Annotated in this window: 18 protein-coding genes; 13 read left to right on the top strand and 5 right to left on the bottom strand. The window is 61.2% G+C overall.

The window, feature by feature from the left end; genetic code table 11:
* Nucleotides 1-379 precede the first annotated feature (379 nt).
* The 7 genes from BM300_RS28495 (at nt 380) to BM300_RS28465 (ending at nt 7,685) form a co-directional block, all read left to right on the top strand.
* Nucleotides 380-1,534 carry a mandelate racemase family protein gene (locus tag BM300_RS28495; protein ID WP_170862118.1) on the top strand — a complete coding sequence of 385 codons (1,155 nt, stop codon included), beginning with the start codon at nt 380-382 and terminating at the stop codon, nt 1,532-1,534.
* Between the two features lie 71 nt (nt 1,535-1,605).
* Complete coding sequence (locus BM300_RS28490; protein ID WP_092348353.1) at nt 1,606-3,228, top strand: ABC transporter substrate-binding protein; 1,623 nt, start codon at nt 1,606-1,608, stop codon at nt 3,226-3,228.
* 34 nt (nt 3,229-3,262) lie between these two features.
* Nucleotides 3,263-4,300 (top strand): ABC transporter permease, encoded by a 1,038-nt coding sequence (locus BM300_RS28485; RefSeq protein WP_025211956.1) that lies wholly within the window; start codon nt 3,263-3,265, stop codon nt 4,298-4,300.
* Nucleotides 4,300-5,202, top strand: coding sequence for an ABC transporter permease (locus BM300_RS28480; protein ID WP_063322887.1), 903 nt, complete (start codon nt 4,300-4,302; stop codon nt 5,200-5,202). Before BM300_RS28485 ends, BM300_RS28480 begins: the two co-directional genes overlap by 1 nt.
* 10 nt (nt 5,203-5,212) lie before the next feature.
* Nucleotides 5,213-6,052: an ABC transporter ATP-binding protein gene (locus BM300_RS28475; RefSeq protein WP_092148994.1), complete on the top strand. Its 840-nt coding sequence runs from the start codon at nt 5,213-5,215 to the stop codon at nt 6,050-6,052.
* Between the two features lie 10 nt (nt 6,053-6,062).
* Complete coding sequence (locus BM300_RS28470; protein WP_092148992.1) at nt 6,063-6,830, top strand: ABC transporter ATP-binding protein; 768 nt, start codon at nt 6,063-6,065, stop codon at nt 6,828-6,830.
* 132 nt (nt 6,831-6,962) lie between these two features.
* The gene (locus BM300_RS28465) at nt 6,963-7,685 is read left to right on the top strand and encodes an oligogalacturonate-specific porin KdgM family protein (RefSeq protein ID WP_072346940.1); all 723 of its coding nucleotides are present in this window, start codon (nt 6,963-6,965) and stop codon (nt 7,683-7,685) included.
* 183 nt (nt 7,686-7,868) lie between these two features.
* Here the strand turns inward: BM300_RS28465 and BM300_RS28460 are convergent, their stop codons facing one another.
* Nucleotides 7,869-8,612, bottom strand: a complete 744-nt coding sequence (locus BM300_RS28460; protein ID WP_092148988.1) for a FadR/GntR family transcriptional regulator — start codon at nt 8,610-8,612, stop codon at nt 7,869-7,871.
* A gap of 96 nt (nt 8,613-8,708) precedes the next feature.
* On the opposite strand from BM300_RS28460, the gene BM300_RS28455 reads away from it, so the two are divergent.
* Nucleotides 8,709-9,419, top strand: coding sequence for a FadR/GntR family transcriptional regulator (locus tag BM300_RS28455; protein WP_092348358.1), 711 nt, complete (start codon nt 8,709-8,711; stop codon nt 9,417-9,419).
* A 57-nt stretch (nt 9,420-9,476) separates the two neighbouring features.
* Here the strand turns inward: BM300_RS28455 and aceE are convergent, their stop codons facing one another.
* On the bottom strand, nt 9,477-12,146 hold the full coding sequence (aceE, locus tag BM300_RS28450; protein WP_072346934.1) for a pyruvate dehydrogenase (acetyl-transferring), homodimeric type: 2,670 nt from the start codon (nt 12,144-12,146) through the stop codon (nt 9,477-9,479).
* A gap of 173 nt (nt 12,147-12,319) precedes the next feature.
* Here aceE and BM300_RS28445 point away from each other — a divergent pair, with 173 nt between their 5' ends.
* A complete protein-coding gene (locus tag BM300_RS28445; RefSeq protein WP_072346932.1) occupies nt 12,320-12,772 on the top strand; it encodes a MarR family winged helix-turn-helix transcriptional regulator in 453 nt (150 codons plus the stop codon).
* 193 nt (nt 12,773-12,965) lie between these two features.
* Here the strand turns inward: BM300_RS28445 and BM300_RS28440 are convergent, their stop codons facing one another.
* Nucleotides 12,966-14,015, bottom strand: a complete 1,050-nt coding sequence (locus tag BM300_RS28440) for a hypothetical protein (RefSeq protein WP_092348361.1) — start codon at nt 14,013-14,015, stop codon at nt 12,966-12,968.
* 181 nt (nt 14,016-14,196) lie between these two features.
* Nucleotides 14,197-14,613 (bottom strand): VOC family protein, encoded by a 417-nt coding sequence (locus tag BM300_RS28435; protein WP_072410941.1) that lies wholly within the window; start codon nt 14,611-14,613, stop codon nt 14,197-14,199.
* Between the two features lie 108 nt (nt 14,614-14,721).
* On the opposite strand from BM300_RS28435, the gene BM300_RS28430 reads away from it, so the two are divergent.
* From BM300_RS28430 to BM300_RS28420, 3 genes are all read left to right on the top strand, one after another.
* Complete coding sequence (locus BM300_RS28430) at nt 14,722-15,375, top strand: arylsulfatase (RefSeq protein ID WP_092148979.1); 654 nt, start codon at nt 14,722-14,724, stop codon at nt 15,373-15,375.
* 41 nt (nt 15,376-15,416) lie between these two features.
* Nucleotides 15,417-16,166, top strand: coding sequence for a hydroxypyruvate isomerase family protein (locus BM300_RS28425; protein WP_092348364.1), 750 nt, complete (start codon nt 15,417-15,419; stop codon nt 16,164-16,166).
* Between the two features lie 108 nt (nt 16,167-16,274).
* Nucleotides 16,275-16,820 (top strand): DUF4256 domain-containing protein, encoded by a 546-nt coding sequence (locus tag BM300_RS28420; protein WP_092348366.1) that lies wholly within the window; start codon nt 16,275-16,277, stop codon nt 16,818-16,820.
* Between the two features lie 224 nt (nt 16,821-17,044).
* On the opposite strand, the gene BM300_RS28415 is transcribed toward BM300_RS28420, so the two are convergent.
* Nucleotides 17,045-18,553, bottom strand: a complete 1,509-nt coding sequence (locus tag BM300_RS28415) for a hypothetical protein (protein ID WP_092464627.1) — start codon at nt 18,551-18,553, stop codon at nt 17,045-17,047.
* A gap of 496 nt (nt 18,554-19,049) precedes the next feature.
* Between BM300_RS28415 and BM300_RS30840 the strand changes: the two genes are divergently transcribed.
* Nucleotides 19,050-23,482: two-partner secretion domain-containing protein (locus BM300_RS30840; RefSeq protein ID WP_139232398.1), on the top strand; the 4,433-nt coding region annotated here is incomplete at its 3' end.

Raw genomic sequence — 23,482 nt, 5'->3', positions numbered from 1 at the left:
AAGCTCCCTCGCCACGGGATGTGGCTGCACCTGACCAATAGCCGTGATCGGTTTGGTGCGCGGACCTGACAGTTCACCGTCGCCTGAGCCACCGCTATCGCGAGCAAGCCCGTTCCCCCAGTCGCCCATCTCCTGCCCACGTCTTCAGCCTTCAAGGCGCTACGTCGTCTACGGCAAGTCGTCTCACTTTACGCCGTGTGGTATGACGACATTTTAAAATTTTGCTCATGGAAATGACCTCTTCTTCGCGAAAAGCCTCGTTAGCGTGTAAGTTTTATTGCGTTTAAGGGGTTGACAGCTCACCAGGAACGTCAGAATAATTCGACACGTTGTATGACGACATACAAATAAACAATAACAACATTTGGTGTTCCTCCCCATGAGAATCACAGGCGTTCACGTCGAAGTCTTTTCCACCCCTTCGCGCCGCGCTCAGGACAGTGCCGGCCATGCCCATCCAGGCGATGAGGTCATGATCAAAATGGCTTTGCTGCGAATCGGTTGCGACGATGGCTCCGAGGGCTATGCCTTCGGCCCGCCTGAGTTGATTCGTCCGCACATCATCGAATCCTTCGTGCGCAAGGTGCTGATCGGTCGTGATCCGATGGACCGTGAAAGCATCTGGCAAGACCTTGCACACTGGCAGCGCGGCAGTGCCGGGCAGTTCACTGATCGGGCGTTGGCCCTGGTGGAGCAAGCGCTGTGGGACTTGGCCGGGCGCAAACTCAAGCTGCCGGTGCACAAGTTGATTGGTGGCTATCGCGATAAGGTTCCGGCCTACGGCTCGACGATGTGTGGCGACGATCTGCCGGGCGGGTTGTCCACGCCGGACGAGTACGGCCAGTTCGCCGAAAAGCTGGTCCAGCGCGGCTACAAGGCCATCAAGCTGCACACCTGGATGCCGCCGATTTCCTTCGCGCCGAACCCGCAAATGGACATCCAGGCCTGCGCTGCCGTGCGTGAGGCGGTGGGGCCGGACATCGCGCTGATGCTCGACGGTTATCACTGGTACAGCCGCATGGATGCGCTGACCATCGGCAAGGCCCTGCAAAAGCTGAATTTCGCCTGGTTCGAAGAGCCGATGATGGAAGACTCGGCGGAGTCCTATGCCTGGCTGGCCGCCAACCTGGACATCCCGGTGTTGGGCCCGGAAAGCATCGCCGGCAAGTTCCACAGCCGCGCCAGTTGGGTGACCCAGAAATCCTGTGACATCCTGCGCGCCGGCGTGGCCGGGGTCGGGGGCATCGGGCCGTGCCTGAAGGTGGCGCACCTGGCCGAGTCGTTCGGCATGGACTGCGAAGTGCACGGCAACGGCGCGGCGAACCTGGCGGTGGTCGGGGCGATCAGCAATTGCCGCTGGTACGAGCGCGGCCTGCTGCACCCATTCCTCGACTATGAAGAAGTCCCGGCGCACCTCAACAGCATTGTCGATCCGATGGACGCCGATGGTTTTGTACACCTGTCCGACCGACCGGGGTTGGGCGAGGACATCAACTTCGCGTATATCGAAGCCAACACCCTGTCTCGACATTGATCCTGTTCCACGCCTGAGGTCGATGGCTGCCCGGGCGACAAGTCTTTATAAATATAAGAAAGGACTGAACCATGAATCTCTGGCCCAAGCGCCTGACCAGGCTGCTGTGTGTCGCCGTGGCCCTGTACGCAGTGCAGGTGCCCGTCAGCCTGGCCCAAGGCGAAACGCCCCCCGACCAATTGGTGGTGGGCATGAGCATGATCAACCTGTTGTCCCTGGACCCTGCCGCGGCGACGGGTCTGGAGGTCGCCGAGGTCAACGCCAACGTCTACGATATGCTTCTGGAGCAGGATGCGGCGCAGCCGGACACGCTGATTCCGGCCCTGGCGAAAACCTGGGACGTCAGCCCCGACCGCATGCGCCTGACCTTCCAATTGCGCGATGACGTGCGTTTTCACTCCGGCGCACCGCTCACTGCCCAAGACGTCGCCTGGTCATTGCAGCGTGTGGTCACCCTCAACCGCGCCCTGGCTTCGACCTGGAAAGCCTACGGTTTCACCGCCGACAACGTCGTCAAGTTGATGCGTGCCGAAGGGCCGCACACCTTTGTCATGGAGCTGCCACGCGTCACGGACCCGATGCTGGTGCTCAACACCCTGGCGACTTCTCCCAGCGCCTTCATCATCGATCGCAGCGTCGCCTTGCAGCATCAGGTCGGTGACGATCAGGGCGCGGCCTGGTTGGCGACTCACACAGCCGGCTCCGGCGCGTTCAAGCTCGATATCTGGCGCGCCAACGACGTGATCCTGATGAGTCGCAATGACGACTATTGGCGCGGCGCGGCGAAGTTGCGCCGGGTGATCATGCGCAACATGACCGAGTCCCAGGCCCTGCGGCTGATGGTCGAGCGCGGTGACCTGGACGTCGCCCGGGGCATGGCGGCCACCGACATCAAGGCCCTGGGCAAGGTCGATGAGGTGCGCATCCAGAGCATCGCCCGGGGCACGCTGTACTACGTGGCGATGAGCATGCAACAGCCGTTGTTCCAGGACATCCGCGTGCGCCAGGCCATTCGCCTGTTGATCGACTACCAGGGCATCAACGATGTGGTGATGCCGCACTACGGTGTGATCAATCAGCGGCCCTTGCAGTTGGGACTGCCGGCACGCCTGGAAGACCCGGGCTATCGCCTGGACGTGGCCGAGGCCAAGCGCCTGTTGGCGGCGGCCGGGCACGCCGACGGCTTTAAAGTGACCATTCGATCGCTCACCGATCCGCCGTTCATCAACATCGCCACCAGCCTGCAAGCGACACTGGCCCAGGCCGGTATCCAGGCGACGATCATCACCGGCACCGGCAACCAGATCTACGGGGCGATGCGCGACCGTCAGTTCGACATCCTCGTCGGGCGCGGCGGTGGCGGGGCGGAGCGTCATCCCCATTCGAGCCTGCGGGCCCTGGTGTACAACCCGGACAACCGCACCGAAGCCAAGCTGAGCAACTTCCAGGGCTGGCGCACCTCGTTCTTCGACCCGCAGCTCAATCAGTTGATCGAGCAGGCCGAGCGCGAGCGTGATCCCGAGCGCCAGCGCCAAATCTACGCACGGATCCAGACCCTCTACGACCAACAGGCCGGGGCGATCATGCCGGTCTCACAGATGGTGGACGAAGTGGTGATCCACGCCGACGTGCGCAACTACATCGGCCACACCGCCGCCACCACGCGTCTTCGGGACGTCTACAAGCAGCGCTGAAATCGACGGCCACAGGGCCAAGGCAGGAATGAACATGTCGACTGCATCCTTTTCAATCTGGACCACCCGGGCCGCTTCGGCGACCCGGCGCGGCGGCTCGGTGGCGGTGACGCTGCTGGGGTTGCTGCTACTGACCTTTTTCATCGGGCGAGTGATGCCCCTGGACCCGGTGCTGGCCATCGTCGGCCCGGACGCCGACGCCTCGGCCTACGCCCAGGTGTACAAAGAGCTGGGCCTGGACAAACCGTTGTGGACCCAGTTCGCGATCTACCTCGGCGACCTGCTGCACGGTGACTTCGGCATGGCCTTGTTGACCGGCAACCCGGTCATCACCGACATCGCCCGGGTCTTCCCGGCCACCTTGGAACTGGCGACCCTGGCTATTCTGTTCGGCGTGTTGGCGGGCTTGCCGCTGGGTGTCTACGCCGCGACGCATCAGGGCCGTGCCGGTGACCATGTCGCACGGCTGATCACGTTGTTCGGTTACTCCACGCCGATTTTCTGGATCGGCATGATGGCCTTCCTGGTGTTCTACGCCTGGCTGGGTTGGGCCGGTGGCGTCGGGCGCATTGGCCTGGCTTATGACGGGCTGATCCCGAAACACACCGGGCTGTTGTTGATCGACACCGCCTGGTCCGGCGACTGGGAGGCCTTTCGCAGCGCCCTGCGGCACATCCTGTTGCCGGCGGTGATCCTCAGCTTCAACTCGGTGGCCTACATCAGCCGCATGACCCGCAGCTTCATGCTTGAGCAACTGTCCCAGGAGTACATCATCACCGCCCGGGTCAAGGGTTTGTCCCAGCGGCGGATCGTTTGGGGGCATGCCTTCGGCAACATTCGCGTGCAGTTGTTGACCATCGTCGCGTTGGCCTATGGCGGCCTGCTGGAAGGCGCGGTGCTGATCGAAACCGTGTTCGCCTGGCCGGGGTTCGGCCAGTACCTGACCAGCAGCTTGCTGCTCGGTGACATGAACGCGGTGATGGCTTGCGTGCTGCTGATCGGCCTCATCTTCGTGACGCTGAACCTAATCAGCGACGCGTTGTACAAGATCTTCGACCCGAGGACTCGCTAATGAACCTGCCCCTGGCTTCCAGCGCACCCGCCGCGCTGCCCGCCTCCAGTACCGCAGCGATGGCCGCCAGTACCTTGCGCCTGCTGCGTTTCCTGCTGCGCAACCCGATGACCTTCGCCGGCCTGATCGTCGTCGCGACCCTGATGCTGGTCGCGGTCTTCGCGCCCTGGATCGCCGGCCACGATCCGCTGTTGCAGAACCTCGCCGGGGCCTTGCAGGCACCCAGCGGCGTGCACTGGTTCGGCACTGACGAATACGGTCGCGATGTCTTCGCCCGGCTGGTGTATGGCTCGCGCATCACCCTGTACATCGTCTTGCTGGTGACGGTGATCGTCGGCCCCATCGGCCTGCTGGTCGGCACGGTTTCCGGCTACTTCGGCGGTTGGGTCGACAGCCTGTTCATGCGCATCACCGACATCTTCATCTCGTTCCCCAGCCTGGTCCTGGCGCTGGCCTTCATCGCCGCCCTTGGCCCGGGCCTGGAGCATGCGGTGATCGCCATCGCGCTGACGGCTTGGCCGCCGATTGCCCGGCTTGCCCGCGCCGAAACACTGCCACTGCGCAACGCTGACTTCGTTGTTGCGGTGCAGCTCCAAGGCGCGTCGAGCACCCGCATCATCCTGCGCCACATCATCCCGATGTGCCTGTCGTCGGTGATCATCCGCCTGACCATGAACATGGCGAGCATCATCCTCACCGCCGCCGCCCTGGGTTTTCTCGGCCTCGGCGCCCAGGCACCGTTGCCGGAGTGGGGCGCGATGATCTCCACCGGGCGGCGCTACATGCTCGAAAGCTGGTGGCTGGTGGCGGCACCCGGTGCGGCGATCATGCTGGTCAGCCTGGCCTTCAACCTGTTGGGCGACGGCTTGCGCGACGTCCTCGACCCACGCAGCCAATCCTGAGGAACAGGCCATGACTGAGATAAAACTTGCGGTACAGGACTTGTGCGTGGAATTTCGCAACGCCGGCAAAACTTCCCTGGCGGTGCGTAACGTGTCGTTCACCCTGGGCCGGGAAAAACTCGCCATCGTTGGTGAATCCGGCTCAGGAAAATCCACCGTTGGCCGCAGTCTTTTGCGTCTGCATCCGCCGACCGCGCGGGTCACCGCCAAGACCTTGCGCTTCGCCGATATTGACCTGTTGGCCGCCAGCGAAAAGCAGATCCAGGCGATTCGCGGCGCGCGCATGTCGATGATCATGCAAGACCCCAAGTACTCGTTGAACCCGGTGGTGCGCGTCGGCGAACAAATCGCCGAGGCCTACCTGGCCCATCACAAGGTGCCCCATCGCGAAGCCCGCGAACGCGCCTTGGACATGCTCGCCAAGGTGCATATCCGCGACCCACGGCGGGTCTATGACCTGTACCCGCACGAGGTCTCGGGCGGCATGGGCCAGCGGATCATGATCGCCATGATGGTGATCACCGATCCCCAGGTGATCATCGCCGACGAGCCCACCTCGGCGCTGGACGTATCGGTGCGCCGACAGGTGCTCAATGTGCTGGAGGAGTTGGTCAGCGAACGTGACCTGGGGCTGATTTTCATCAGTCACGATTTGAATCTGGTACGGCATTTCTGTGATCGCGTGCTGGTGATGTACGCCGGTCGCGTGGTCGAGTCGATTGCCGCCGCCGACCTGGATAACGCCACCCATCCCTACACCCAAGGCCTGTTGGCCGCATTGCCGAGCCTGGACCATCCGCGCGCCACGTTGCCGGTGCTGCAGCGCGACCCACACTGGTTGAATGCTTGAGGAGCCTGTCATGAGCATGATTGAAATCGCCGGCCTGAACCTCAGTTTTGGTACCGGTTCGGCACTGAACGCAGTACTGCACGACGTCGACTTGAGTGTCGCCGAAGGTGAGGCATTCGGCTTGGTGGGGGAGTCCGGTTCGGGCAAGACCACCGTGCTGCGCTGCCTGGCCGGGCAGTACCAGCATTGGAGCGGACAACTGCGGGTCGCCGGCCAAGCCGTGACGCGCAACCTGCCGCTGAATCACTATCGCACGGTGCAGATGGTGTTCCAGGACCCGTACGCCTCGTTGCATCCGCGCTACACCATCGATGCCGCGCTGCAAGAGCCGCTGCGCATCCACGGCATCGACGGGCGTGCGCAGAAGGTCAGCGAGATCCTGCGCAAGGTCGGCTTGAACGACAGCTTTCGCTTCCGTTATCCGCACCAGTTGTCCGGTGGCCAGCGCCAACGCGTGGCGATCGCCCGGGCGCTGATCCTGCGTCCCCGGGTGTTGTTGCTGGACGAGCCGACCTCGGCGCTGGACGTCTCGGTGCAGGCGGAAATCCTCAACCTGCTGGCCGACTTGCGTCACCAGGAAGGGCTGACCTACCTGATGGTCACCCATGATCTGGCGGTGGTGGCGCATTTGTGTGATCGGCTGGCGGTGATGCAGCAGGGCCGGGTGGTGGAGACCCTCGACAGCCATCTGCTGGCGAGCGATGGCGCCACGCACGCGTACACCCGTTTGTTGGTGCAAGCCAGTCGGGACATACAACGCGTGCCCATCGCTGTTTGAGGTTCCATTAATTAGTTGTACTTGTTTTAACCCGTAAAAAACGTTGGAGCCCAGGTATCAATGCCGCGCACGCGCTCGCCTGTGATTTAGCGTCTGCCCTAACTAACCTTTCAACCAACAAGAATAAAAAACATGAAAAAGACACTTGTATTAGTTTCCCTCGCTGCATTGTTCACTTCGGTTGTTGCAGTGGCCGATACCGGCTACATCAATGTGCGTCACCAATATGCGGAGAAAACTCGCATGCACGCCGACCGCGCCAAGTTCGGTATACGACTGGACAACGGCGTGGGCCTGGAAGGTGAACTCAAATACAAGACCGCCGGTGACCGGCAAGACGTCGCCTTCGACAATACCGTTGGCAGTGGTCATGAATTCACCGTCAACTACCAGCACAAGATCGATGACCGCTGGACGCTGACGCCTTCGCTGGCCCTGGATAGCGACGAGGAGTCCACCACCTACAAATTGGGCCTGCGCCTGGGTTACCGCGTGACCAAAGAGCTGAGCATCGCCGGGCGCTACCGTTTTGATTCAGCCAAGCTTGACCGCGACCAGATCGACCGTGACGTGCCGCATAATGGCCAGGACGATCAGAAGGTCAACCGTTACGATGTTTATATCAACTATGGCCCTCAAGGACCGTGGGCCTATGAATATCAATTGACTTATTTCGATGCCGACTACATTCGCTATAACGGCGGTACCGACGACTATGAACAGAATGCCGTGGTTAAATACCAGTGGGACAAACGCTGGGCGCCGTTCTTTGAAGTGGGCGATATCAAAGTCAACTCGGTCGACAGTGATCGCCAGTTGCGACTGCGGGTCGGTGTTAAATACAGCTTCTTCTAAATTGTGAGAGCAAGCGCCCCCAGACAGCACTGCTCGTTCAAGGGGGCGATGAATCCGTGGCGAGGGAGCTTGCTCCCGCTTGAGTGCGAAGCGCTCACAAAAATGGGCCTGCTGCGCAGTCCAGCGGGAGCAAGCTCCCTCGCCACAGTGAGTCATGCAAACCTTAAGTGAACAGCATTGGGCTTACTCGTTGTAGAACGCCTGGCGCTGTTGCGTTTCACACAGGCGCATGCGGCTATTGCTCAAATGCAGGTACATGGCCGCCCGCGCCGCATCGACATTGCCGCTGGCGATGGCGTCGAAGATCTGCTGATGTTCGGCGTTGATCCCTTGCAGGTAAGCACTGCGATCGCTTTGCCCGGAGTAGGCGGAGTTCATGCGGGTACGCGGGATCAGCTTCGTGCCCAGGTGCTTCATGATGTCGATCAGGTAGTAATTGCCGGCTGCCTTGGCGATTTTCAGATGGAACTGAAAATCGGCATTGATGGTGGTGCCGGATTTTTCCGGCCCTTGCAGCAACGCCTCCAGCGCCTGGGCCAGTTCGGCCAGGGCTTCGGGCGTTGCGCGTTCGGCGGCCATGCCGGCGGCCTGGACTTCCAGGCTCAGGCGAAACTCCAGCAGGCTGAGCACATCCGACAACGTGGCAATCGTCGCCGGCCCGAGGGTAAAGCCCTCGGGTGCCGGCATGTCCAAAACAAAGGTGCCGACGCCATGGCGCGTCTCCACCAGCCCTGCCGCCTGCAAGCGCGACAGCGCCTCACGCACCACCGAACGACTGACACCTTCTGCCTCCATGATGTGCACTTCGGTGGGGAGCTTTTCGCCGCGCTTGAGAACACCTTCACGCATGCGCTGGGCAAAGCGGTCGACCAGGGTTTCGGCGAGGCGGCGCGGCTTGTTCAGTGGAGATAACGCTTGATCCGTCATCGGCTTGCTCTTGGGTGATCAGCGGGCATTATAGTGCGTTTTGCCGCGAGGTCGCGGCTATAATGCGCGATCGTCTGGCTTTAATGGATAGGTGCAATGGACCGTGTCACACCCGATCGACGCCTGAGCATGACCCAGCAACTGGTGGTCGACCTGACGCAGCAGATACTGGCCGGCGAACTGCCTGCGGGCAGTAAGTTACCCACCGAACAGGTCATCATCAAGGAACGCGGCGTCAGTCGGACCGTGGTCCGCGAAGCCATGTCGCGGCTTCAGGCCGAAGGTTTGGTGGAGACCCGCCACGGCATCGGCACCTTCGTGGTCGACACCGCCCGCCCCGGTGATTTCCAAGGCAGCAAACACGTCAAGGGTGGCGCCTACGACGCGCTCGCCGTGATCGAACTGCGCCTGAGCCTGGAAGTGGAAGCCGCCGGCATCGCCGCACAACGGGCCACGCCGGAACAGTTGCAGGCCATGCGCGAAGTACTCGACGCGGCGAATGCCCTTGAGGCGGCCGATGACGAAAGCGCCCGGGTCGATTTCGAATTCCATTTGCAGATCGTCCAGTGCACCGACAACAGCTTCTTTATCGATGCCATGGCGCATGTGGGCAACACCTTGATCGCGGTGGTGCAACAGGCCGGGCCTGTGGTGACGGACGAGAACCGAGCGTTGCTGGTTCGAGAGCGCGAGCAGATCTATGCGGCGTTGGCGCGGCGTGATGCCGAAGCGGCGCGGGCGTCGATGCGCTTGCACTTGATCAATATGCTGCAGCGGGTTCGAGGTGTGGTTGAGTCAGCGGCGTAATAACACGTCCACCAGTTGCAGCGGCGCCCTGAGGGGGCGCCGCTGCTAGGCTCAGGTTCACACCTTTGCAGGGTTCTGCTTTTGCGGATCAATGCCGTAAAGCCTGATCGCCTCGGCTACTTTTTCCCGAGGTATTTTTCCGTCGTCGGCCAGGGCCTTCAACGCCGCGAGGGCGATGAAGTGCCGATCCACTTCGAAAAATCTGCGCAGCGACTCGCGGGTATCCGACTGGCCGAAACCGTCGGTGCCGAGGGCCACGAAGCGGCGATTGGGTACGAACGGGCGAATCTGGTCGGCGAATATCTTCATGTAGTCAGTCGCGACCACCACCGGCCCCTGTTTGTCCTGCAGGCAACTTTCCACATAACCGATACGCGGCGCATGCTCTGGGTGCAGCAGGTTCCAGCGTTCGGCTTCCTGACCGTCGCGGCGCAGTTCGGTCAGGCTGGTCACGCTCCAGACTTCGCTGCCGACGCCGAAGTCCTGTTCCAGCAACTGAGCTGCCGCGACCACTTCCTGAAGAATCGAACCACAGCCCATCAGCTGGACGTGCTTGCCTTCGACAGTTTTTTCAGGCGCCGAGAGCCGGTACATGCCCTTGAGGATGCCGTGCTCTACGCCTTCGGGCATCGCGGGATGGGCGTAGTTTTCGTTCAGCACGGTGATGTAATAAAAGATGTCTTCGTTTTCGGCATACATCCGCCGCATGCCGTCCTGGATGATCACGGCCAGTTCATACGCATAGGTCGGGTCATAGGACACGCAGCATGGGATGGTCGACGACAGCACATGGCTGTGACCGTCGTCATGTTGCAGGCCTTCGCCCATCAGCGTGGTCCTGCCGGAGGTGGCGCCGAGCAGGAAGCCGCGGGCGCGTGCGTCACCTGCCGCCCAGGCGAGGTCGCCGACGCGCTGGAAGCCGAACATCGAATAAAAGATGTAGAAGGGCACCGTCATCACACCGTGGGTGCTGTAGGACGTACTGGCGGCGATCCACGAAGAAATCCCGCCGGATTCGTTCAGTCCCTCCTGCATGATCTGGCCGTCCCGGGCTTCTTTGTAATAGCTCAACTGGCCGGCGTCTTGAGGCGTATACAGCTGGCCGACGTGGGAATGAATACCGATCTGGCGGAACAGGCTTTCCATGCCGAAGGTACGTGATTCGTCCGGGACGATGGGCACGATCAGCTTGCCGATGTTAGGGTCCTTGAGCAGCGTGCCGAGAATGCGCACGAACGCCATGGTGGTGGAGATGGCCCGTTCGCCGGTGCCTTTGAGCTGTGTGTCCAAGGCCGACAAGGGTGGAACCTGCAAGGGGGCCACGGCATTGAAGCGGGCCGGGATGTAGCCGCCCAATTGGTTGCGCCTGGCTTGCAGGTAAAGGGCCTCGACGCTGTCCGCAGCCGGCTTGAGGTAAGGCATGTCGCCCAACTGGTCATCGCTGAGTTCCAGTCCGAACCGATCACGGAACGCCTTGACCGCGTCGTCGCCCATTTTTTTGAGTTGGTGATTGATATTCTGGCCTTCACCAGCTTCGCCCATGCCAAAACCCTTCACGGTCTTGGCCAGGATGACGGTCGGCCCGCCGGTATGGCGCATGGCGGCGGCATAGGCGTTGTGGACCTTCTCCGGGTCGTGGCCGCCGCGAGACAGCTTCCAGATATCGTCATCGCTCAGGTCGCTGACCAGCTCCAACAGCTCGGGGTACTTTCCAAAGAAGTGCTCGCGCACATAGGCGCCGTTCTGGGATTTGTAGTTCTGGTAGTCGCCGTCCACGCACTCCATCATCCGCTGGCGCAGCAGGCCGCTCTTGTCTTTTTCCAGCAGGACATCCCAGCCGCTGCCCCAGATCACCTTGATCACATTCCAACCGGCCGCCCGGTACAGGCTTTCGAATTCCTGGATTACCTTGCTGTTGCCACGCACCGGGCCGTCCAGGCGTTGTAGGTTGCAGTTGACGACAAAGATGATGTTGTCGAGTTTCTCCCGACCCGCCAGGGAAATCGCCGCCAGCGATTCCGGCTGGTCCATTTCACCGTCTCCGAGGAACGCCCAGACTTTGCGGCCCTGGTGTTCCTTCAGGCCGCGATCCTCCAGGTAGCGCATGAATCGCGCCTGGTACGCGGCCGTGATGGGCCCGAGCCCCATGGACACCGTCGGGAACTGCCAGAAGTCCGGCATCAGCCGTGGATGCGGATAGGACGACACGCCATCGCGGTCGGTCTCGCGACGAAAGTTATCCAGCTGATCCTCGCTCAGGCGGCCTTCCAGATAGGCGCGTGCGTAGATGCCAGGAGAGGAGTGGCCCTGGATGTACACCATGTCACCGGCGAACTGCTCGGTGCGGCCACGGAAAAAATGCTCGAAGCCAACGTCATACAAAACCGCCGCCGACGCGTAAGACGCGATGTGCCCGCCCACGTTCGAATGTTTGCCGGCGCGCAGCACCATGGCCAGCGCGTTCCAGCGAATGTAGGCGTTGATCCGGCGCTCCACGGCCAGGTCGCCGGGGTAAGGCTGCTGGCGGTCTACCGGGATCGTGTTGACGTAGGGCGTCGTTACGCGACCGTAGAAATCACCGTGGCGGTTGGCGTCGAAATCAAGCATCTGATCGATCAGGAAGTGGGCGCGAGGGCGCCCTTCGACACTCGCCACCGATTCAATGGATTCGAGCCATTCGCGAGTCTCTTGTGGATCCTCGTCGAGAAACATGGATTGTTGTGCCATCGTTGTCGTCTCCTGGACAGTGCTGCAGCACCGAGTCGTTTGGTGCTTGACTAAGGGGCGTGGGTCGACGCCAACCTTCGAGAGTTTTGTAGTTGCAAATGCAACTACGTGCGAGAACTTAGCCTGCCGCGCGCTACAATTGCAACTAAATCAATTTCTAAAAAAGGTGCTGCATGTCTTCCAGCGAGCCGGATACCTGGTTCAGATTCGTCAGGGCCCACCGGTGCCTGATCCGCGAAATCGAGCGCCGACTGGCGGCCGCCGGGCTGCCTGCCTACGCCTGGTACGACGCGTTATGGGGCCTGGAAAGCGGCCCGGACGGCGCACGCCGCATGAGCGAGCTGGCCGATGTCATGGCCATCGAACGCTACAACCTCACCCGCCTGGTGGACCGCCTGGAGGCGGAAGGGTTGGTCACCCGTAGCCGCGCCAGCGATGACGGTCGAGGCGCGTATGCCGCCATTACCGAGAGCGGAAAAGCGCTGCGCAAGAAGATGTGGGAAATCTACGAAGGAGCGGTGGACGAATTGTTCTTGTCCCAATTCGACGACGACCAGCAGCGGGTCTTCAGCCAAGCGTTGGAACGCGCGGCCAATGCTGCGCGCAGCCGCGGTCGAGTGAAATGAGCCCCCAGCAAGCGAACCTGGGGCGCTCCGACATCAGATCTCGATCTCGGTGGGCTTGTACATCCCCTTGAGCGCCTGGCTCGCACGGATGTTGCCGACGGGGCCGAGGAAATCGTTGGGCTCATCGTGAAGCGCCAAGCGGAGTGCCTCATGACCCTCTTCGCTTGGAAATATCCCGGGTAAAGTGTTCCTGCTAGTTGCGCTTCCAGCACTCCGCAAACCGTGCACATACCCCATAACGCTCATCCATCTGCGCCATTCTTTCCAAATGATGATCCACGGCTTCGACGGTCACGCCATTGCCGATGCGGAAATACTCAACCATCATCGCGACGTCCAGATCGATCTCGGCTTTTTCCGGCTTGGCATTGGCGGTTTTGGGCAACGCCCACTGTTCCAACTGCTCGTCCTTCAACTGCCGCAGGCGCACCTGGTATTCGTCCTTGAAGCGTTCCATCGAGCGCGCCTTGTTCTGCGCCATGTCATCGCCAAACGTCTTCAGGTTTTCCCGGTACAGCGTCCAGTAGTCAGCCGGCAGCTCGAAGCCGAGCTTGGCCTTGCGTTCGCTGATCAGGGTGTCCAGTTTCTCTGGCGAATAACTCTCGACTTTTTCCTTGGTCGGATCGCTCTTCACAGTGACGACCAGGCTTTTCTCGATGACGCGGTTCATCAGCTCCAGGCGATGGGGCGTGTCCGGGTAGGTTTTGGGAAACAGCGCATTGCGTCCGGCGCAGGCGGGAAAATCTTTTTTCAGGATCGGGATCGGTGTGCGCACGTCCTTGCCGTCGACCCGTTGCAAGCGTTGCAACTGAGTCAGGCAGAAGTTCTTCTCGGACTTGAACGTTACCTCGTATTCGGCATTGGCGTCGGGCGTAAAGTTGAAGCCCTTGCCACACACGGCATAACCGCTGTTCATGTTGGTGCGCAGGTGAATCTGCTCACCCGGCTTGAGCTTGACCTCCAAATAACCCCTGGCATCCTTGGGCGCCGGAACGCTCATCCCCACCCGCCGCGCGGTATCGCTCAGCAGCATATTATTGAGGATGCCAGTGGTTTGCCCGTCGCAATGGGCCGCGTCGAAATAGTCCAGCGTGGCGTTGCTGGTATTGGCGACGAACCGCAACTTGGCGGCGTCCGGTTCGATGGCATCGGGGTAACTGCCATTGACGCTGCAACCGCCGAGCAATACGAATAACGCGAACAATGCTGGCGACGGGACAAGACGGCGAGGCAGGGCGAGCATGAGGCATCCTTGAAGGATCGATAAAGTGGGTGAATGCTACTGAAGTGCCACTACTGCGTCCACCACCGACCTCCTGTGGGAGCGAGCTTGCTCGCGATGACGCCGGCACAGTCAACATCACCGATCCAGATAGACCGCTTCGCGAGCAAGCCCGCACAGGGGATTGCCTGCCAGTTGAAGCTCAGGGCTCCAGCGCCGGGCCCTTCAACTCGATCTGGTTGCCATCCGGATCGAAGCAGTAGATCGACCAGCCCTTGCCCTCCGCGCCATAGCGCATCTGCGCTTTCTCAACGGTCAGGCCAGCTGACGCCAAATGCGCGAGGAGGGCTGGTTCATCAAACGGCTCGATCCGCAGGCAGAGGTGATCGACATTGTGCCCCTGCTTTCCCGCTGCCGGCCCACCCTGGCGACCGAGAGGCCCGTCGACGGCAACCAGGTCAATCATCGAAACACCGGTGCCCAGATGAAGCATGCCAAGATCGTCCCGGCGCTTCTTGAGCTCGCAACCAAGCACCGACGTATAGAAAGCGAGGCTGCGCTCGAGGTCTTTTACGCGCAGGACGATGTGGTCGATACGTTGAATCGTGAAGTTCTTCATACGGGCCTCATGTGCTCAGTGCCGCATTGTTTATTGCCACAGGAATTCCACACGCTATCGGGCCTTCTGATACCGTGCAAAAAACATGATCTGGAGAATGGCATAAGCATGAAGGCTCCACGCATTTTTATGATCCACGCGACCCCATTGGCGATCGAGCCCATCACGGCGGCTTTTGCCCGGCATTGGCCGCAGGCACGGATCATCAATCTGCTCGAGGACTCGCTACCCCAGGACCGGGTGGAAGAGGGCGAATTGACCACGAGCATGAAAGCGCGCTTCCTGGCGCTGTCCCACTACGCCGTACAAAGCGCGGCGGATGCCATTCTGTTTACTTGCTCGGCGTTTGGCGATGCCATCGACCTGGTTAAACCCGAGGTGGCCATTCCCGTGCTCAAGCCGAACGAAGCCATGATCGACCAGGCGCTGAGCCAGGCATCGCGCATTGCTGTGCTGGCAACGTTCGAACCCACCATTACTTCGATGATGCCCGAGTTCAAGCAAGCGGCAGAGCGCAGTGGTCGCGCGGTGGAAGTGGTGCCTTATTTCGTTCCGGGGGCATTGCAGGCGTTGAAAGACGGCAACTCACAAGCTCACGATGCTGCCATTGTGGAAATGGCCACCCGGGTCGAGGGCTGCGACCTGATCTGTTTCGCCCAGTTTTCGATGACCAGTGCTGCCGAACAGGCCGGGGCTCGCTCCGGCCTGCCAGTATTGACCACGCCCGACAGTGCCGTGCTGGCGCTGCGCAAGTTGTTCTAAACGGATGATTTCGTTTCTTCCCAGGATGGATGATTTACCCAATGCCCAAGTTCAACGCTCACCTCGGTTTTCAATTCAATGAAGTGCCTTTTCTACAACGCATCGAAGCTGCCGCCGCTGCGGGCTTTCGCGCGGTGGAATTCCCGTCACCCTATGAGTTCGACGCCAGTCTTCTAGCCGATCATCTGACTCAACATAACCTGCCGTTGATCCAGTTCGCCGCACCGGCTGGCGTGACCAAAGGCATCGCAGCCTTGCACGGCCAGGAAGAGGCGTTTCGCAGCGGCTTGCTCCAGGCGGCTCGCTATGCGAAGGCGCTGGCGTGTTCGGATGTCCACATCATGTCGGGCGTTACGGTCCAGGAAGACGCCGCGCGTATTTATGAGCGCAACCTGGAGTACGCCGTCAAATACCTTGAGGACCAGGGTTTGCGGCCGCTGATCGAAGTCATCTGCGTGCAGGAAATGCCGGACTACTACATGTCCGACTTCAGCAAGGCACAACAGGTGTTGGAGACGTTCCCGAGTGTCGGGCTGATCCTCGATCTTTACCACGCCCAACGGCTGACCGGGGACGCGGCGGATGTCCTGGCTCGCTTCTATGACCGAACCGTCCATGTGCAAATTGCCGACTGCCCGGGGCGTCATGAACCGGGGACGGGGAATATGGATTTTGCGGCCTTGTTCGCAGACCTGGAGCGGCGCGGCTACCAAGGCTGGATCGGCTGTGAATACCGTCCCACCGGTTCTACCGTGGCAGGCCTTGATTGGATCAAGCAGTTCAGCGCCTGACCCCCTGTGGGAGCGACCATGTCTGTGGGAAATCTGCCGTATGTCTATCCTAGGTATTCTTGAACCAGGCGCGGAATCGGCAACCGATCACCCACGGACTTCCATACCATGAAAAAACAAGAACTAGACAACCTCATCCAAACCCTGAAAACCCGCTTCGAACAAAACCTGAGTCGTCACCCAGACATCCCTTGGGCCGACGTCCAGAACCGGCTCGAAAACAACCCCAATGCCCTGGCGTCCCTCCAAGCCATGGACGCCACCGGCGGCGAGCCAGACGTGATCGGCCTCGATCCGAAAACCGGTGTTGTCACCTTCTGCGATTGCGCCAAAGAAAGCCCGACCGGTCGCCGAAGCCTCTGCTACGACCGCGCCGCCCTGGACGCACGCAAGGAGAACAAGCCCAAAGGCAGTGCCGTCGATATGGCCGAAGAAATGGGCATCGCCCTGCTGACGGAAGAGCAGTACCGAGCCCTGCAAACGCTTGGCGAGTTTGATGCCAAGACATCCAGTTGGCTGGCAACCCCTCCAGAGCTTCGCTCGCTCGATGGGGCGATTTTTGGCGACTACCGTTATGGCCGGGTGTTCATCTACCACAATGGCGTGCAGTCGTACTACGCGGCGCGGGGCTTTCGTGGGTTGCTGCGGGTCTGACTCTTCGAAATCACCGCGAACCCCGTGGCGAGGGAGCTTGCTCCCGCTGGGCTGCGCAGCAGCCCCAAGGCCATCCACCACGGTGCATCAGGAAAAACGGCGCCGGCAGGTTTTACGACTGCTGCGCAGCCGAGCGGGAGCAAGCTCCCTCGCCACAGTGACTCATACTTTCGAACACCGCGCGGGGCAACCTGCTGCGGTGTTTCTGAGCGCGGAAAGGTCCCTCACTCAAAAACCAAAACCTCGCCCCCCTTGGCCTCAACCATCTCACTGAACACCGGCAACCTCGCCACGAACGCCGTCTCGAACGCCAGGTACCGATCCTGCGCCGGCACATAACGAACATCCGGTTTGATACGCGGGATGTCCTTGGAAGACAGCTTCACCACCTCATGGCTGTCCTGATTCCAAAACCAGGCCAGGGTGTGTGTACCAAACGTATTGGCGCTGTAGTTCCACACCCACCAATCCCCATGCCCCCGGGCAACATGAAGCTGCCCATGAAAGGTGCGCAACGTAATGACCTGCTTGGGCTGCGTGACAAGCAGGCGCGTGTCCTGGCGCAGCTCACTGCCGAAACCGTCCAACAGCGCCTTCGTCGAAGCGCCGGTCACGAAGTTGAAGCGCCACGCCAACAGCACCGTCTCCTGATACCCCGAATGCTCGACGTTCTGCCGCGCGCCTTCGCTGAACAGCAAAATTTCATCGCCCCCCAGATACGCGCTTGCCGCCCTGAGTTTATAAGCCTCGACGGGCATTGGTTTGGCGGCGATGGTTTGCTGGGGGGCGTCCTGATTCCAGATCCAGCACAACGGCCCGTTGTGCTGCATGAACAGCAAGCGGCGCGGGCCGACGGGCAGGATCGTCAGTTCATCCGCGTGCTCGAAAATCACCTCGCTGCTGTCGGCGGTGATCCGCCAGATCCGCGTCAAATGCTCGGGTTCGTAGATGCGCTGACGTTCGAATATCTCCGAGCCCACCACCACGCAGGGCTGTTCAAATTCCGGCCACTGCACCCCGGCAGGTCCGAACGCCGCGATCTCATCGTCGTGACGAATTTCGTATTGGTAGCGGTCGTCCGCACTGTAATCGCCGCGTATGACCTGACGTTTCCACAGGCTGCGCCGGGCGTCGGCATCGATGAGCTGCAAGTCCGCGGCGTCCACGCCGTCGGTGCGGTGTTCGAGCATGTCCTGCTCGATGGGCGGCCACTGGTTGTAATCGATCAGAAAGCACAGCCACTGGTCTTCGTCCTGCTCGGTAATGGCGGCCCAACCGTTGCGGTAGTTGTATTCATGCACATAGGTGGCGCCGGGATAGTCATGGACTTCCTGCAGCCACTTCACCTTGCCGCGCTTGGCTTTGGCCGGTTTGCGTTCGACGGCGGCAGGCTTGGGCGGCTCGATCAAACTCGCGGTGAACCTCGGCTCGCCGCGCTGGCCCTGCCAATGCCGGGCAAACGCCTCGCGTTGCGCGACCGGGACAATCACCGGCCGATAATCATCGCCACCGGCGTCCAGGTTCCACAAGTCATAACCCTGGCCCGCCAACACCGGCGCCAGTGCCTCGAAACAGACCTCGGGCATCTCGTTGGACAGCTCATCCAACAACGCCTCGAACCCCGGACCGGCAAACACACCGATATCGGGATAGTAATGCTGCAACAGCCCGAGCAGGTCGCCGCCCGGTGTTTTCCAATCGATATGAACCAACGGATCGAATTGCGCTTGCATCACGCCTGTCTTCCTTGTGATTTCCCTGCGCGTCATCTTAGCCGCACCCCTACCGAAAAGGACAATCACCCCCCCACCATCCGATCGTTCCCACGCTCTGCTGGGAATGCATCCCGTGACGCTCTGAGTCACCACCGGAAGCGGAACGCGGAGCGTCCCTGGCGGCATTCCCCCGCGGAGCGTGAGGAACGATCGAACGCTGCCGAACTTCCGGTCGAAATGGGAGCGTTCCAGCATAGCTCGCCCACGAAGGCGACCAGCCTCCACCCGATGCACGTTACCCACCCATCGTGAAAAAAGTTCATTCGATCCCTTCAATCAAAAGCCGCGGGCGCTCAAGCAAAAGCGCGATCGACAAGCCGCAGAGATGATGGCACGGAGCATTGTGGGATTTTCAAGCCGTCATCCGTCCGGATGCGGTTTTCCATTGATTTGTCGACGCGAACCGCCTGGTCGTCATGGCACGACCCGTCGTATTAAGGATGAGTGAACAAAAATGAATAGAGTTTACCGAGTCGTCTGGAATGCCGTGATGGGCGCGTGGCAGGTAGCATCCGAGTTGGTCAAGAGTCACGGCAAAGACAAAAGCCGTACATCGCTCAGTCTCGTCATCGGCGTAGGCGGCAGTGTCTTCGCCTCGGTCGCCGCGGCGGGGGCGTTGCCTTCCGGCGGCAACATCGTGGCGGGTAACGGCAGCATTCATCAGAACGGCAACAACATGGCCATTCATCAGGGCAGCGATAAGCTCGCGATTGACTGGCAAAGCTTCTCCATCGGCAAAGGCAACACCGTCCAGTTCGTCCAGCCGGGCGCGGCGTCTGTCGCATTGAACCGCGTGTTGGGCTCGGATGTATCGGTGATTCAGGGCGCGCTGAAAGCCAACGGCCAGGTGTTCCTGGTCAACCCCAACGGCGTCCTGTTCACACCCAGTGCTCAGGTTGATGTAGGCGGCCTGGTCGCGTCCACGCTCAACATGACCACGGAAGACTTCCTCGCGGGCAACTACCGTTTCAGTGGCACCAGCGCCGCCTCGGTGGTCAACCAGGGCAACATCAATGCCGCGCAAGGCGGCACCATTGCCCTGATCGCCGCAAAAATCGTCAACGAAGGCAGCATCACCGCGAACAAGGGTAATGTGCTGCTGGGCGCCGGCAGTGTCGTGACGCTCGATCTGGGCGGGCCGGTGCAGTTGGAAGTGAAAGAAGGTGCGCTTCAAGCGCTGATCGAAAACGGCGGCGCCATTCGTGCCGATGCCGGCCGGATCCTGCTGACCGCCCGTGCGGCGGAAACCCTGGCGAGCACGGTGATCAACAACACCGGTTTGATCGAAGCCCGTTCCCTGGATATCGGTGAAAACGGCGTGGTGACGCTGATGGGGGATCAGGGCGGTGTGCAAGTCGCCGGGCGAATCGATGTGTCCTCCGATACCGGCAAGGGCGGCAAGATTGTCGTGACCGGTGAGCGTGTCGCGATCAACGGCGGCGCTGAGCTCGACGCCACCGGCGCCAAGGGCGGCGGCGACATTTATGTGGGCGGTAGCTGGCAAGGCAAGGACCCGGCGATCAAACAGGCCAGCCAGACCACCATCGCCGCCGGTGCCGTGCTCGATGCATCGGCGACCGACAACGGCAAGGGCGGTACCGTGGTGGCCTGGTCGGATACCAAGAAGCCGGGCAGCGTGACGCGGGTGGATGGCACGCTGAAAGCCACCGGCGGTGCCAAGGGCGGCGACGGCGGCAAGATCGAGACCAGCGGTGCCAAGTTGGCGGTGAGCAAAGCCGCCGATGCTTCGGCCAAGAACGGCAAGGGTGGCTTGTGGTTGCTCGACCCGGACAGTGTCACCGTGGGGCCGGGTAATGGAGGGCTGACGGGCGGCGCCAACGGCCAAGCCGCCACGGTCGGTTTCGACGCGATCGACACCGCCCTGGCCGGCGGCACCGATGTGGCAATCAAGGCCGACAATACCATTCACTGGAACGGCGACTACACACCGCAGAGCGTCAGCGGTGACCGGACGCTGACGTTGCAGTCGGGACACGACGACGGCGCAACAGGCCGTTATGTCTTCGGCAATATCTTCCTCAACGGTGACATCGACGCCAGCGGCGCAGGCAATGGCAACAGCCTGGCGTTGATTCTCAACGGCAAAATCGCGCTCAACACCGACGTCAGTTTGAAGAGCAACGGCGGAAATGTCGTATTTGCCGGCGTGGTGGACTCCGATGCGGTGGCCAACAACCGCCAACTGCGCGTCGATGCCGGTTCGGGCTCGATCATCTTCAGCGACATGGTCGGCGGTAACAGCGCGCTGGGCGCCCTGTATGCGACCACCAGTGGCACCGGCAAGACGTTTATCAACGGCGCAAAAGTCTTCACCCGCGGCGAGCAGGTCTACACCGGTGCGGTTGAGCTGGGCACTTCACAATTCCTGAACGCCGACTTCGAAAATGGCCTGGTCGGTTGGAAGACGTCCATCGACCAGTTCTTCACGGGCGTCACCGTGGTGGATGGCGTGGTCTCGCCGAATGATCCGACGTTGCCGACGACCTCGCCAACGAACGGCAATGCGCCGAGCGTTTCCCCTGGCGACCAGGGCGACATGAATTACAAACCCCTCACTCCGGTCGCTGCCGTTGGCCAAGGCGAGGATGGCGGCGCCGCGCTGCTGCTGGGGACCGAGAATACCTCCAACTGCCTCAACGCCCCCGCCGGCTGCATCATGCGTGGCCCTTCGGTCGTGAGCGAGGGCACGGTCTCCCTGGCCGCCGGGGAAAAGGTCAGCTTCGATTACAAACCGGTCGCGGGCGGCGATACCTACGATGTCTTCGGCTACCTGTTGAACGTCAATACCGGCGAATACCAGATCATCCTGAATGAAACGGGTAACGGCACGGGGGCGGTGAACTGGCAAAGCCACACGGCTACGGCGGACAAGGCCGGCACGTACAAATTCGTCTTCGTCTCGGGCAGTTTCGACCAGACCGCCGGCAAGCAGGTCGGTGGCTCGCTGTACGTTGACAACATCAAGACTGACACCTCGGGCAGCAAGGGCCTGCAAGGCAGTTCCATTACGTTCAATGGCAGCCTCAACAGCACCGACAACAACCTGGCCATCAAGGCGGACGACATCAACTTCAACGGCGGCGTCGGCAGTGTCACCGGCAATGGGAACATCACCCTTGAGACCAACACGCCGAGCAAAGACATCGCAGTGGGCGGCAGCACGGGCGATGCCCCCGGTTCGTTGGAACTGACCGGCACCGACATAGGCGCACTGGGCGACGGGTTCACCTCCGTCAACATCGGCGGCGCAGACATGACCGGTGACATCAACATCATCGAAGCGACCCGCATCAACGACAACCTCGTCCTCAATGCCGGCACCGGCAATATCCATATCAATGACCAATTGACCGTGGCCGACGCCCCGGGCACTGGTAACGATGACACCAAGCCGGCCCCCGTCCTGGTGTTGCAGAGCAACGGTGGCAAGGTCGACCAGACCGCCGGTGGTGCCCTTGTCGCCGATGGCCTGGTGTTGCTGGGTGACGGCGCTACCCATGATCTCGACAACGCGGCCAACGACGTCAACACCATCTCCAGCGACACCGGCACGGTCAGCTTTGCCGATGTCGATGACCTGACCGTCGGCGTTGTAACCATTCCCGATAGCCAGACCCCGACAAACCCGCAAGGCGTGCCGGTCGCCGGCATGACCCAGACCGGTGACCTGAACCTTGTCGCGGACAAGCTCACGGTCGGCCAGGCCCTGCTCACCCAGGGCGATACGAGCCTGACCGCCGACGAAATCGATCTCGCCGCGAGCGTTTCCGGTAGTGGCAGTCTCACCCTGCAGCAGAAGACCGATGGCCTGGACATCCACCTGGGCGGCAGCGACGACCCGGAGGTGACCGGGCCTAACGATCCGTTGGTGCTGTCCGACGCTGACCTGGCCAACATCCAGGATGGCTTCGACAAGGTCGTCATCGGCAACGACAAGACGCGCAACATCACCGTCGACGATGAAGGCGCGACGTTCAAGGACGATCTGGCCCTGGTCGCCAACGGCGTCCTGGACCTGCTGGGCGATCTGATGCTCAAGGATCCCGAAGGCACCGACGAAGACGGCACCACCGGCAAGGGGCTGACGTTGAGCGTCGACGCGGGCCAAGGTGCGACTCAGAGCACTGGCGCGACCATCACCGCAGACGAATTGGCCTTGCGTGGCGAAGGTGACTTCCAACTGGGCAAGGGCGGGCATGACGTGGGTGTCATCGCCGCCGATGTCGGCAGCCTGGCATTTGCCGGCAATGGCAACCTGACGGTGGGCACCGTGGACGGTACCGTGGGGATTACCTCCGATGAGGCGGTCACCCTGAAAACCGATCACGACCTGACGTTGGTAAAAGGCATCACCATAGAAAACGGCCCTCGAGACGATGCCAGCCAGGGCCAGACCCGTGCCGACGACATCATCACCTTGGAAGTGGCGGGCAACACCACCCAGTCCGGCGACGCCGGGGCCAAACTGGATGCCAGCGGCCTGGTGCTGCTGGGCGGCAATTACGCGCTGGGCAACACCGGCAACGTGATTGGCGACATCGCCAGCGCGGCGGGCAAGGTCCAATTCAACAACAGCGCAGACCTCAAGGTGGGTTCGCTGACCGCGACCCATGCCGACGGCACGCAAACAACCATCACCGGGGTGAACAACACCGGCGATGTGAGCATCGGCACCCAAGGTAACTTGGCGATCAACGAAGGACTGGCCACCAGCGGCAATGTGTTCCTCAATGTCGATGGCAAGACCACCCAGGATGGCAACGGCAACATCACCGCCGATGGCTTGGCCCTCAACGGTGGTGACTTCGAGTTGCGCAACAATGGCAACGTGGTGGGTGACATCGCCAGCGAGGCGGGCAAGGTCGC

Source organism: Pseudomonas sp. NFACC46-3, from assembly GCF_900114515.1.
GTDB lineage: Bacteria > Pseudomonadota > Gammaproteobacteria > Pseudomonadales > Pseudomonadaceae > Aquipseudomonas > Aquipseudomonas fluorescens_Q.
This window is presented reverse-complemented; position numbering and strand designations above follow the sequence as displayed.

Excerpts from the sequence above, each read along its gene's own strand:
- BM300_RS28495 (WP_170862118.1), top strand. The coding sequence starts at position 380 with ATGAGAATCACAGGCGTTCACGTCGAAGTCTTTTCCACCCCTTCGCGC.
- BM300_RS28490 (WP_092348353.1), top strand. The coding sequence starts at position 1,606 with ATGAATCTCTGGCCCAAGCGCCTGACCAGGCTGCTGTGTGTCGCCGTG.
- BM300_RS28485 (WP_025211956.1), top strand. The coding sequence starts at position 3,263 with ATGTCGACTGCATCCTTTTCAATCTGGACCACCCGGGCCGCTTCGGCG.
- BM300_RS28480 (WP_063322887.1), top strand. The coding sequence starts at position 4,300 with ATGAACCTGCCCCTGGCTTCCAGCGCACCCGCCGCGCTGCCCGCCTCC.
- BM300_RS28475 (WP_092148994.1), top strand. The coding sequence starts at position 5,213 with ATGACTGAGATAAAACTTGCGGTACAGGACTTGTGCGTGGAATTTCGC.
- BM300_RS28470 (WP_092148992.1), top strand. The coding sequence starts at position 6,063 with ATGAGCATGATTGAAATCGCCGGCCTGAACCTCAGTTTTGGTACCGGT.
- BM300_RS28465 (WP_072346940.1), top strand. The coding sequence starts at position 6,963 with ATGAAAAAGACACTTGTATTAGTTTCCCTCGCTGCATTGTTCACTTCG.
- BM300_RS28460 (WP_092148988.1), bottom strand. The coding sequence starts at position 8,612 with ATGACGGATCAAGCGTTATCTCCACTGAACAAGCCGCGCCGCCTCGCC.
- BM300_RS28455 (WP_092348358.1), top strand. The coding sequence starts at position 8,709 with ATGGACCGTGTCACACCCGATCGACGCCTGAGCATGACCCAGCAACTG.
- aceE (WP_072346934.1), bottom strand. The coding sequence starts at position 12,146 with ATGGCACAACAATCCATGTTTCTCGACGAGGATCCACAAGAGACTCGC.
- BM300_RS28445 (WP_072346932.1), top strand. The coding sequence starts at position 12,320 with ATGTCTTCCAGCGAGCCGGATACCTGGTTCAGATTCGTCAGGGCCCAC.
- BM300_RS28440 (WP_092348361.1), bottom strand. The coding sequence starts at position 14,015 with ATGCTCGCCCTGCCTCGCCGTCTTGTCCCGTCGCCAGCATTGTTCGCG.
- BM300_RS28435 (WP_072410941.1), bottom strand. The coding sequence starts at position 14,613 with ATGAAGAACTTCACGATTCAACGTATCGACCACATCGTCCTGCGCGTA.
- BM300_RS28430 (WP_092148979.1), top strand. The coding sequence starts at position 14,722 with ATGAAGGCTCCACGCATTTTTATGATCCACGCGACCCCATTGGCGATC.
- BM300_RS28425 (WP_092348364.1), top strand. The coding sequence starts at position 15,417 with ATGCCCAAGTTCAACGCTCACCTCGGTTTTCAATTCAATGAAGTGCCT.
- BM300_RS28420 (WP_092348366.1), top strand. The coding sequence starts at position 16,275 with ATGAAAAAACAAGAACTAGACAACCTCATCCAAACCCTGAAAACCCGC.
- BM300_RS28415 (WP_092464627.1), bottom strand. The coding sequence starts at position 18,553 with ATGCAAGCGCAATTCGATCCGTTGGTTCATATCGATTGGAAAACACCG.